The sequence below is a fragment of the Micromonospora sp. MW-13 genome, from assembly GCF_003434305.1.
Classification (GTDB): Bacteria; Actinomycetota; Actinomycetes; order Mycobacteriales; family Micromonosporaceae; genus Micromonospora.
On sequence record NZ_QKKX01000042.1, the window covers coordinates 58,421 to 69,190 of the forward strand.

A 10,770-nucleotide genomic window follows, 5' to 3' on the forward strand; every position below is an offset into this window, starting at 1 on the left:
GGACAGGTCGGGCACTGCGGCACCGACCGACGGACGGGCGGAGTCAAGGATAGCGACCGGTCAGCGGCTGAGGTGCTCCGGGAACCGGCAGATCTTGGCGAATTCCTCGGCGTCCAGGCTCGCGCCGCCGACCAGGGCCCCGTCCACGTCCGGCTGGGCCATGATCGAGGCGACGTTCGAGGATTTCACCGACCCGCCGTAGAGGATCCGGACCTGGTCCGCGGTCGCCTGGTCGAAGGTCTCGACCAGCCGCTTGCGGACCTCCCCGCACACCTCCTGGGCGTCCTCGGGGGTGGCCGTCTTGCCCGTCCCGATCGCCCAGACCGGCTCGTACGCCACGACGACCTTGGTGACCTGCTCGCGGGTGAGCCCCCGCAGCGCGCCGTCGAGCTGGTCGCAGCAGTGCGGCACGTGCCGGAGCTGCTCGCGGACCTCCAGCCCCTCCCCGATGCACAGGATCGGGGTGAGCCCGTTGGCCAGCGCGGCGGCCACCTTGTCGTTGACCAGCGCGTCGTCCTCGTGGTGGTACTGCCGCCGCTCGGAGTGCCCGACCACCACGTACGTGCAGCCGAGCTTCGCCAGCATCGCCCCGGAGATCTCCCCGGTGTACGCCCCCGACTGGTACGGCGACACGTCCTGCCCGCCGTAGCCGATCAGCAGCTTGTCGCCGTCCACCGCGGTCTGCACGGTGCGCAGGTCGGTGAAGGGCGGCAGCACGACGCACTCGACGTCGGTGAGCTGCTTCTCGGTCAGGCTCGCGGCCAGCTTCTGCACCAGCAGGTTGGCCTCGAGGTGGTTGAGGTTCATCTTCCAGTTGCCGGCCATCAGCGGCCGGCGGGTGATCGCCGCCATCAGTCCTCCAGCGCCGCGATGCCGGGGAGGGTCTTGCCCTCCAGGTACTCCAGGGAGGCGCCGCCGCCGGTGGAGATGTGCCCGAAGGACGACTCGTCCAGCCCGAGGGCGCGCACCGCCGCGGCGGAGTCGCCGCCGCCGACCACGCTGAACGCGTCGGTCTTGGTGATCGCCTCGGCGACGCCGCGGGTGCCGTTGGCGAAGGCCGGCATCTCGAACACGCCCATCGGCCCGTTCCAGAAGATCGTCTTCGCCTCGGACAGGGCCGCCGCGAAACCGGCCACCGTCTCCGGGCCGATGTCCAGGCCCAGCCGGTGGCTGGGGATGCCGTCGGCGCGGACCGTGTCGTGCGCCGCGTCGGGGGCGAAGGCGTCCGCCACCACCACGTCGACCGGGAGCATGATCTTGCCCGCGGACCGCTCCAGGAGGTTGCGGCAGGTCTCCACCATCTCCCCCTCCAGCAGCGAGGTGCCCACCTCGTGGCCCTGGGCCTTGAGGAAGGTGAAGCACATCCCGCCGCCGATGAGCAGCCGGTCGACCTTCGGCAGCAGCGCCTCGATCACCGCGAGCTTGTCGGAGACCTTGGAGCCGCCCAGCACCACCACGTATGGCCGCTCCGGCTCGCCGGCGAGCTTCGCCAGCACCTCCACCTCGCGCAGCACCAGCCGGCCCGCGACGTGCGGCAGCCGGGCCGGCACGTCGAAGACGCTGGCGTGCTTGCGGTGCACCGCGCCGAACGCGTCGTCGACGTACGCCTCGCCGAGGGCGGCGAGCTGGTCGGCGAACGCGCCCCGCTCGGCGTCGTCCTTGCTGGTCTCCCCCTTGTTGAAGCGGAGGTTCTCCAGCAGGGCGACCTCGCCGTCGGCGAGCGCGTCGACCGCGGACCGGGCGGAGTCGCCGACGGTGTCCTCGGCGAACCGGACCTGCGCGCCGAGCAGCTCGCCGAGGCGGGCCGCGACCGGGCGGAGGCTGAACTGCGGGTCCGGCGCGCCCTTCGGGCGGCCCAGGTGCGAGAAGACCACCACCTTCGCGCCGGCCCCGGTCAGGGCGGTCAGCGTCGGCAGCACCGCGCGGATCCGGCCATCATCCGTGATGGCGCCGGTCTGCTTGTCGAGCGGGACGTTCAGGTCGGCGCGCACCAGCACGCGCCGACCCGACACCCCCTCGGCGAGCAGGTCGTCGAGGTTGCGGATGGTCACAGCGACTGACCCACCAGCTTGACCAGGTCGACCAGGCGGTTCGAGTAGCCCCACTCGTTGTCGTACCAGCCGACGACCTTGACCTGGTTGCCGACGACCTTGGTCAGCGGCGCGTCGAAGATGCAGGACGCCGGGTCGGTGACGATGTCCGAGGAGACGATCGGGTCCTCGTTGTAGACCAGGATGCCCTTGAGCGGGCCCTCGGCGGCGGCCTTCAGCGCGGCGTTGACCTCGTCCACCGTGGTCTCCCGGTTGACGTTGACCGTGAGGTCGGTGGTCGAGCCGGTCGGGATCGGCACCCGCAGCGCGTACCCGTCGAGCTTGCCCTTCAGCTCCGGCAGCACCAGGCCGATGGCCTTCGCGGCGCCGGTGGAGGTCGGGACGATGTTCAGCGCGGCGGCCCGGGCGCGGCGCAGGTCCGAGTGCGGCGCGTCCTGGAGGTTCTGGTCCTGGGTGTACGCGTGGATGGTCGTCATCAGGCCGTGCTGGATGCCGAACGTGTCGTGCAGCACCTTCGCCATCGGGGCGAGGCAGTTGGTGGTGCAGGAGGCGTTCGAGATGATCGTGTGCTTGGCCGGGTCGTACTGGTCCTGGTTGACGCCCATGACGACCGTGACGTCCTCGTTCTTCGCCGGGGCGGAGATGATGACCTTCTTGGCCCCGCCGGCGACGTGCGCCTTCGCCTTGGTGGCGTCGGTGAAGAAGCCCGTGGACTCGATGACCACGTCCACGCCGGCCTCGCCCCAGGGCAGCTTCGCCGGGTCCCTCTCGGCGTACGCCTTGATGGTGTGGCCGCCCACGGTGATCTCGTCGTCGGTCGCCTTGACCTCCTGCGGGAGGCGGCCCAGGATGCTGTCGTACTTGAGCAGGTGGGCGAGCGTCGCGTTGTCGGTCAGGTCGTTGACGGCCACGACCTCGATGTCCGCGCCGGACGCCAGCACGGCCCGGAAGAAGTTGCGGCCGATGCGGCCGAAGCCGTTGATGCCAACCCGGATGGTCACAGGTCCCGTCTCCTCGCGTTCTGATCCGCCGGCGTCAGCTTCGGGCCGGCGAGGTGATGTGCGCCGGCCGTTGCAGCCGGCCGTTGCCAGTTCATGTCGGCCACCCCGCCGCGGTCGGCAAGACCCTGACCGCCGGAGGCGGTGTGCACGGCGAGGAGTGCCTGTGCCGGCCCCCTTGCCGTACCCAGCGACCCTATCCGAGCACGCGGCGGCGCGCTGCGGCGGGTGGTGATCCGCTTCGCGTCACCGGGCCGGCGCCCGACCGGACGACGGTCGGCGGGACGGGCCGACGCCCGCCGCCGCGCGCGCCGCCGTCCGCCTACCGCCACCGTCCTATCAGACCACGAGCATGTCGGGCGTGACGGCCGCTTCGGTATCAGGGATGCCCAGGTCACGGGCCCGCTTGTCGGCCAGCGCCAGCAGCCGGCGGATCCGCCCGGCGATGGCGTCCTTGGTCAGCGGCGGGTCGGCGAGCGCGCCCAGCTCCTCCAGGGACGCCTGCCGGTGCTCCAGGCGCAGCCGGCCGGCGGAGGTGAGGTGGTTCGGGGCGTCCTCGGCGAGGATCTCCAGGGCCCGGGTCACCCGGGCGGCGGCGGCCACCGCGGCCCGCGCGGAGCGGCGCAGGTTGGCGTCGTCGAAGTTGGCCAGCCGGTTGGCCGTCGCCCGCACCTCGCGGCGCACCCGGCGCTCCTCCCAGGCCAGCACGCTGGAGTGTGCTCCTATCCGGGTGAGCAGCGCGGCGATGGCGTCGCCGTCCTTGACCACCACCCGGTCCACGCCGCGCACCTCGCGGTTCTTCGCGGTGATGCCGATCCGGCGGGCCGCGCCGACCAGCGCCAGCGCCGACTCCGGACCGGGGCAGGTGATCTCCAGGGCGCTGGAGCGGCCCGGCTCGGTCAATGAGCCGTGCGCCATGAACGCCCCCCGCCACGCGGACACCGCGCAGCAGACGTTGGCCGCCACCACGTGCGGCGGCAGCCCCCGCACCGGCCGGCCCCGGACGTCGAGCAGGCCGGTCTGCCGGGCCAGGGCCTCGCCGTCCTTGACCACCCGGACGATGAAGTGGCTGCCCTTGCGCAGCCCGCCGGAGGCGAGCACGTGGATCTCGCTGGGATAGCCGTAGACCTCGGCGATCTCCCGGCGCAGCCGCCGGGCCACCGCCCCGGTGTCGAGTTCGGCCTCCACGACCACCCGACCGGAGACGATGTGCAGCCCGCCGGCGAAGCGCAGCAGCGCCGCCATCTCCGCCCGCCGGCAGCAGGGCTTGGGCACGTCGACCCGGCTCAGCTCGTCCTTGACCGCAGCCGTCATCGCCATTGTGCGCCCCCTCACGGACCGGTTCCGGCGTGTCGCCGGAGATTACGTACGTGCTTAACGATCGGCGCCCAGGACAGGCACCAGCGCGGCGCCCAGGGCGGCCGGATCGTGACGGGGCTCGCCGTCGGTGACGGCGACCGGGGCGAGGACCAGCCGGGCACCAAGCGATTCTGCCGCACGCTCGACGGGCCCGGGATCGCCCACCGCCTTGGAGTCCGCCAGCACGGCGTCCACCATCAACTCGGGCAGATAGTGCCGCAGGGTGTCCAGATGGTCGGCCAGGGAGAGCCCGAGGGTCTCCTTCTCCGCCGCCAGGTTGAGGGTGACCAGCCGACGGGCCGGGCTGTCCACGATGGCGGCGGCCAGCCCCGGCACCAGCAGGTGCGGCAGCACGCTGGTGTACCAGCTACCCGGTCCGAAGATCAACCAGTCCGCCTCGGCGGTGGCCGCCACGACCTCCGCGCAGGCCGCCGGGGTGGCCGGGGTGAGCCGGAGCGACTCCACCCGCCCGGTGGTGACCGCCACCTGGTGCTGCCCGCGCACCGTGCGCACCTCGTCCGGGCAGGCCGGGTCGGCGCCGCGCACCCGGGCCTCGATGCCGACCGGCTGGCGGGACATCGGCAGCACCCGGCCCACCGCGCCGAGCATCGCCCCGGCGTGCTCCAGGGCGGTGACCGGGTCGCCGAGCAGCTCGATCAGCCCGCACAGGACCAGGTTGCCGACCGCGTGCCCGGCCAGCCCGTCTTCGGTGTCCGGCGGGTCACCGGGGGTGCCGGCGAAGCGGTGCTGAAAGAGCCCCGCACTGCGCCGGGTGGCCGGGTGGTCGCCGGCGAGGGCCACCAACGCCTGACGCAGGTCGCCCGGCGGCAGCCCGCCGCGCCGGGCCCGCAGCCGGCCGCTGGAACCGCCGTCGTCGCCGACGGTGACCACGGCGGTGATGTCCAGGTCGAGCTCGGGCGCGCAGCGGCGCAGCGCCCGCAGGGACACCGACAGGCCGTGCCCGCCGCCGAACGCGACCACCCGCGTCGGCGTCATTCCCGCCCCAGGTCGCGGTGCTGGGCCTTGGCGGCGAGGCCGGCGTGGCGCAGCCGGGCGGCCAACTCCTCGGCGATGGCGACGCTGCGGTGCTTGCCGCCGGTGCAGCCGACCGCCACGGTGAGGTAGCGCTTGCCCTCCCGCTCGAAGCCGACGGTGGTGGCGTTGACCAGGTCCGCGTACGCGCCGACGAAGGCCTCCGCGCCCTCCTGGCCGAGCACGTACGCGCTGACGGCCTCCTCCCGGCCGGTGTGCTCGCGCAACTCGGGCACCCAGTACGGGTTCGGCAGGAACCGGGCGTCGAGGACGAAGTCGGCGTCGGGCGGGAGGCCGTACTTGAAGCCGAAGGAGAGCACGGTGACCCGCAGCCGGCGGCTGTCCTCGCCGCCGAACAGCTCCTCGATCCGGCGGCGGAGCTGGTTGACGTTCAGGTGGCTGGTGTCGATGATCACGTCGGCCTGGTCCCGGGCCTCCTCCAGCAGGCCCCGCTCCACGGCGATGCCGTCGGCGAGCCGCCCGTCGCCCTGCAACGGGTGCGAGCGCCGGACGCTCTCGAACCGGCGGATCAGCACCTCGTCGTCGGCGTCGACGAAGACCACCCGGGGCGAGAAGCCCCGGTCCTTCAGCTCCCGGATCGCCCCGACCAGGTCGGTGGAGAAGGCGCGCGAGCGCACGTCCAGCACCATCGCGGTACGCCGGGCCGCGCCGCCGGCCTTGACGGCCAGCTCGGCCATGTCGAGCATCAGCGCCTGGGGCAGATTGTCGACCACGTAGTAGCCGACGTTCTCCAGCGCCCGCGCCACGGTGCTGCGGCCCCCGCCGGACACGCCGGTCACCACGACCAGGGTGGTCTCCGACTCCGACACCGCCGGTGTCGGGCCGCCGGTCGGAGCCTCGGGCGTCCGCGCCTCGTTCACTGCTCTACTCCCCACGGGTGAGCCACGGTCGAGACGACCGGGCATGGCCGATCTGCGACTCTATCCCGCCACCCCCCACCAGCCGGCGCACCCCGCCCAACCCCCACTCCACCCCACTCCACCCCGCGCTGACCCACGCCCCGCCCGCGCCGCGCCGCCCGCGCCGCGCCGCCCGCGCCGCGCCGCGCTGATCTTGCACTTACGGCCCGGGCAAAGAGCGCAGGAGGGGCATATCGACGTCCGTAAATGCAAGATCGCGGAAACGGGGGCGGCGGGGCGGGCAATTGGGCACGATGGAAGAAGTCAGTCGGCGAAAGTCCCGCCACACTGCGGTTGGACATTGATCCGTGTAAATCAACTGCGTGCAGCGGGTTGGCGGGCGCGTCCACGCGGCCGGCGGTCACCGGCCTCCCGGTCCGGGCGTCGTCGCCAGTGTCGCCGCCGCGCCCGCGCCCGGGTCTCGTCCCCCCAGCGTGAGGAGCGCAGCGTGACGCAGACCCACAATTCCCCCCGACGGCCCAGGGTGCCGGTCGAGATCCGGCCTGACGCCGGGCGGGAGGGGACGTCCACCTTCGTCAACGGGCACTTCCCCCGGCGGCGGGCGCTGATCGTCCTGCTCAGCGTGCTCGGCGGTTTCCTGCTGACCGTGATCTGGTCGGCGGAGTTCGTGGACCAGACCATCGGCGACAACGTCGCCAACACCCTCCTCGGCCATGACGCCAAGGAGACGCCGATCCAGGGGATCGCGGCGGGCATCGTGTTCGCCTTCGTCTCCGGGATCGCCGGCACGTTCACCGCCTGCAACATCGCCGCCTTCGGTGCCCTCGCCCCGCTGACCGGCACCACCACCGGGAGCAGGTTCAGCAGACTCGTCCAGCCGCTGAAGCCGCTGGGCTGGATGTCGGTGGGCATGATCGCGGTGTCGGCCGTCTACGGCGCGATCGTCGGCATCGTCGGCACCTCGATGCCGCAGTTCTCCACCGCCCCCACCACGCCCGGCGGCCTGTCGCCGAGGAGCATCCAGTCGATGGTCGTCTTCGGCGTGATCGGGCTGGTGATGGTCTATCTCGGGCTGGCCTCGATCGGCGTGGTGCGGGACCCCTTCGCCCGGATCGCCCGCCGCTACCCCAACGCCCCGATGATCTTCATGGGCGCGCTGATCGCCGGCTTCCTGATCGGTCGGCCGTTCGCGCTGTTCCGGCAGATGTTCCGCGACGCCGCGGAGAGCGGCAACCCGCTGTACGGGGCGGCGGCGTTCACGCTCCAGTCCCTCGGCAACATCGTCATCATGGCGGTGCTGTTCCTGCTGATGGCCTGGCTCGCCGGCTCCCGCCTGCAACGGTGGTTCACCGAGCGGCCGACCCGCCTGGCGGTGCTGACCGCGGTCGCGTTCATCGTCGCCGGCGCGTTCACGTTCCTCTACTGGGACGTACGGCTGCTCGCCCGCCGCGAGATCATCCCCTGGTACCCGCTGGCCCCCTGGGCCTGACCCGCGACACCGCCGCTGGTGACCGTGTCCCGATCACCAGCGGCGGTTCCGCAGCGTCTTGACGCGGTCACGGCCGAGCACGCCGAGGTAGTCCCACGGCTCGTCAAGGCAGGAGTCGACCTCGGCTGATCCGATGATCTCGGCCAGCCGGGCGGCCAGTTCGTCGGGGTCCGGCTGCACCTGCTCGCAGAGCTGGACGTGGGCCGCCCGCAACGCGCCGCCGATCTCGCCCGGCTCGTCCTCGTACGTCTCCCAGGCGTCGTAGAGGTAACCCGCAAGGCCGTCCCAGGCGCGGGCGGCCCGCTCGACCACCAGCAGGGTTCCCTCCGTCGCCGGCCGCTCGGCCAGCACCCGCACCTCTTCGACGAGCGCCCGGCCGGCCTTCTCGACGTCGTGCAGGTCCCAACGATCACCGCTGGTTGCCTCATGGGCGATGTTGTCGATGGTCCGGCGGGCGTCATCCAGCTCTGCGGCGGTGAGGGTTGATAGCCGGCCCGTGTACGCCAGCAGCCTGTTCTCCAACACGCGATCCGTGGCCGCCCACTCGGCGACCAGCAACGCCAGCCGCCGGGCGGGGATGCTGCGCGCGAGTTCGGCCAGCCCGGCGAGCCCGGGGTCGATTTCCACGGCTGACGGCGGGGTGGCCGCCGAGGACCACGCCAGTCCGTCTGCCAGGGCAGCGGCGGTGAGGGCCACCGCGTGCCCGCACAGGTCCGCACCGGCTGGGCAGTCGCACTCGGTGGTGAAGCCGTCCGCCGTGACCCCCACCCAGACCTCGTACGGCGGCTGCCCGGCCTCCCGGATCACGCAGGACGCTCCCCCGCCGACCGCCATGATCTCCACCGGCTGACCGGCTGCCTGGAACTTGTCCGCCGCTTCACAGGCGACGAACCCGGCCGCGTCCCGGAGGGCTTCGATGTCGATGCGTACCGCCATCCGGCCATCTAACCGGGCGTGGGTGATGCCGCCGACATCAGGGCGGCGACCAACTCGCCAGGGCGTCAGTCGAGCGGGCCGCGCCGAAGGCCGACGACGAACGACGACCAGGCGTCCCGATCGAAGAGGAGCGCAGGCCCCTCCGGGTCCTTGGAGTCCCGGACGGCCAACGCGTCGGTCAGCTCGGCCACCTCGACACAGTTGGAGCCGCTTGCGCTGCTCCGGCTGCTCTTCCGCCACTTCCCTGCGTGAACGACCGGAGCAGTCATCGGTCAGGCTCCTTGAGTGCTAGTCAGTACTCATCAGCCACCCGGGCCAGGAAGCCAGCCGACTCGTCAGGGTCGAGTGCCTTGGCCATGAGGTGATCGAACATGAGTCTATATCGGGCGACATGCCTCTCCTCCTCCAGCAGGAGCGTGCTGGAGTCGTTGTCGAGATAGACGACGGTGGGGTCCAAAGCCGGATCGGCATAGTCGAGCAGGGTGAACGGGCCGCCCATGGCTGCGTGTGCGCCAGCAGCGAAGGGAAGGATCTGGATCTCGACGGTAGGCAGCTCGCAAGCTTCGATCAAACGCGCGAGCTGCGCTCGCATCACCTTCGGGCCACCCACAACTCGGCGGACGGATGCCTCATCGAGCACCAACCACAACCTCGGCGGCGCGTCTCGCGAGAGCAGGACCTTGCGGCCGAGGCGAGCCGCTACGCGCCGATCGATCTCGTCCTGATCGGCGGTACTGCGCCCCGCCCTGACGATCGCGCGGACGTACTCCTCCGTCTGCAACAGGCCGGGCACGTACAGACTCTCGAACGTGCTGATCGCTGCGGCCTCGGCCTCGAAGCCGACGTAGTCGTCCGGCAGCACGTCGCCGTACGCGCTCCACCAACCCTTCTGTCGGGACTGCCGCAGCAGCGCGGTCAGCGACTCCCGCTCCTCCTCAGAGGCGTCGTAGAGGTCGAGCAGCGGCGGCATGTCCTTGGGCATCACCCGGGAGTGCCCGAGTTCGAAGCGGATGACCTTGGTCCGGTGCCAGCCGAGGATCTTGGCCACCTCCTCGGCTGTGTGTCCGGTGCGGTCCCGCAGCCGACGCAACTCACGCCGGAGACGGCGGGCTCTGATCGTCGGACTTGGCACCTGCGCCATCTCCACCTCACCTCCACTGCGAGTAGTCAATCCTCGCCGAAGAGCAACCGAAGATCAAGCACTCGTCAGAGAAAAGTACAACGTTGCGTTTCCAGCCCAAGTAGTCCAGTCTCTTAGCAATCACTCGCTTACGGAGAGGCAGTGCCGGTGACTGGCAATCGATCGCCGCGGTGGGAGCAGCCCGAGTCCGACTTCCACCACGACCTGGCCGCCGTGCTCGACGGTGCCGACGTGTCCGAGCGGGTCCGGGCCGCCATCGCGCACGCGCTGGCGAAGCCCGACGCCCTCTCCTCGTACGTCAACTCCCTGGTCACCCGCTACACGACGAGCGCGAGCGGCGGTCGGGGCGCAACGGGCCGCCCGCCGGGGCGTACGAGATGCCCCGCCGCTGGACGCTGCACCTGACCTACCTGGCGACCGACCTGCGGGAGGCCCGGGACCAGGCGGTCGTCTACACGGAAGGGCTCACGATCCTGCGCCCCGAGCTGGCCGCGAGCGCCGCGCTGCTGTCCCGGGCCGACGCCTGGAACCACGTGGAGCCGGTCTTCTGCGGACGGATCGGCCCCGACAACGAGGCCTGCATGGACGTCACCGGGCACCCCGGCTTCCACAGCGCGGCCGGCATCGGCGGGCTCTGCTGGGGCGACGGGGACGGCGTGGCGGAGCGGTGACAGGCCCGACCGATCCTGGTCGAGGACGTCGACCAGGCTCGGCGGGCTGATCTGCACCGCCCTGGGGTGACGCGGGGCAGGGCCATTGCCTGGTCGTGGGTGCGGTCCCCGGCCGGCGGGGAAACGGTGACCCAGGCGGGACTGTGGGCGGCGGTCGATGACGTGGGCGGCGGTGCCTATGGAGCTGAATCGTTCACGTCATCACCGTCGGT

The 10,770-nt window shown here is 71.8% G+C and carries 12 protein-coding genes; 3 read left to right on the top strand and 9 right to left on the bottom strand.

What is annotated here, in order from left to right; all coding sequences use genetic code 11:
* Positions 1-60: 60 nt before the first annotated feature.
* The 6 genes from tpiA to rapZ form a co-directional block, all read right to left on the bottom strand.
* Complete coding sequence (tpiA, locus tag C5N14_RS20470; RefSeq protein ID WP_117669733.1) at positions 61-852, bottom strand: triose-phosphate isomerase; 792 nt, start codon at positions 850-852, stop codon at positions 61-63.
* Entirely contained in the window at positions 852-2,051 is a 1,200-nt protein-coding gene (gene pgk, locus C5N14_RS20475; RefSeq protein WP_117669734.1) for a phosphoglycerate kinase, read from the bottom strand. Before pgk ends, tpiA begins: the two co-directional genes overlap by 1 nt.
* Entirely contained in the window at positions 2,048-3,052 is a 1,005-nt protein-coding gene (gap, locus tag C5N14_RS20480) for a type I glyceraldehyde-3-phosphate dehydrogenase (protein ID WP_117669735.1), read from the bottom strand. The genes pgk and gap overlap by 4 nt, the downstream gene beginning before the upstream one ends.
* A gap of 336 nt (positions 3,053-3,388) precedes the next feature.
* Positions 3,389-4,369 (bottom strand): DNA-binding protein WhiA, encoded by a 981-nt coding sequence (whiA, locus tag C5N14_RS20485; RefSeq protein ID WP_088999356.1) that lies wholly within the window; start codon positions 4,367-4,369, stop codon positions 3,389-3,391.
* Positions 4,370-4,423: 54 nt separating this feature from the next.
* Positions 4,424-5,404, bottom strand: coding sequence for a uridine diphosphate-N-acetylglucosamine-binding protein YvcK (gene yvcK, locus C5N14_RS20490; protein ID WP_117669736.1), 981 nt, complete (start codon positions 5,402-5,404; stop codon positions 4,424-4,426).
* A complete protein-coding gene (gene rapZ, locus C5N14_RS20495; RefSeq protein ID WP_117669737.1) occupies positions 5,401-6,321 on the bottom strand; it encodes an RNase adapter RapZ in 921 nt (306 codons plus the stop codon). Before rapZ ends, yvcK begins: the two co-directional genes overlap by 4 nt.
* A 487-nt stretch (positions 6,322-6,808) precedes the next feature.
* Between rapZ and C5N14_RS20500 the strand changes: the two genes are divergently transcribed.
* Positions 6,809-7,810 carry a hypothetical protein gene (locus C5N14_RS20500; protein WP_243639846.1) on the top strand — a complete coding sequence of 334 codons (1,002 nt, stop codon included), beginning with the start codon at positions 6,809-6,811 and terminating at the stop codon, positions 7,808-7,810.
* Positions 7,811-7,843: 33 nt separating this feature from the next.
* Here the strand turns inward: C5N14_RS20500 and C5N14_RS20505 are convergent, their stop codons facing one another.
* From C5N14_RS20505 to C5N14_RS20515, 3 genes are all read right to left on the bottom strand, one after another.
* Entirely contained in the window at positions 7,844-8,746 is a 903-nt protein-coding gene (locus tag C5N14_RS20505; RefSeq protein ID WP_117669738.1) for a hypothetical protein, read from the bottom strand.
* Between the two features lie 65 nt (positions 8,747-8,811).
* Positions 8,812-9,015, bottom strand: a complete 204-nt coding sequence (locus C5N14_RS20510; RefSeq protein WP_117669739.1) for a DUF397 domain-containing protein — start codon at positions 9,013-9,015, stop codon at positions 8,812-8,814.
* 23 nt (positions 9,016-9,038) lie between these two features.
* Positions 9,039-9,887, bottom strand: coding sequence for a DUF5753 domain-containing protein (locus tag C5N14_RS20515; protein ID WP_117669748.1), 849 nt, complete (start codon positions 9,885-9,887; stop codon positions 9,039-9,041).
* Between the two features lie 147 nt (positions 9,888-10,034).
* Between C5N14_RS20515 and C5N14_RS33300 the strand changes: the two genes are divergently transcribed.
* Together C5N14_RS33300 and C5N14_RS33305 are read left to right on the top strand one after the other, a co-directional pair.
* Positions 10,035-10,292: a hypothetical protein gene (locus C5N14_RS33300; protein ID WP_243639848.1), complete on the top strand. Its 258-nt coding sequence runs from the start codon at positions 10,035-10,037 to the stop codon at positions 10,290-10,292.
* The gene (locus tag C5N14_RS33305; protein ID WP_243639849.1) at positions 10,265-10,558 is read left to right on the top strand and encodes a hypothetical protein; all 294 of its coding nucleotides are present in this window, start codon (positions 10,265-10,267) and stop codon (positions 10,556-10,558) included. Before C5N14_RS33300 ends, C5N14_RS33305 begins: the two co-directional genes overlap by 28 nt.
* Positions 10,559-10,770: the final 212 nt, after the last annotated feature.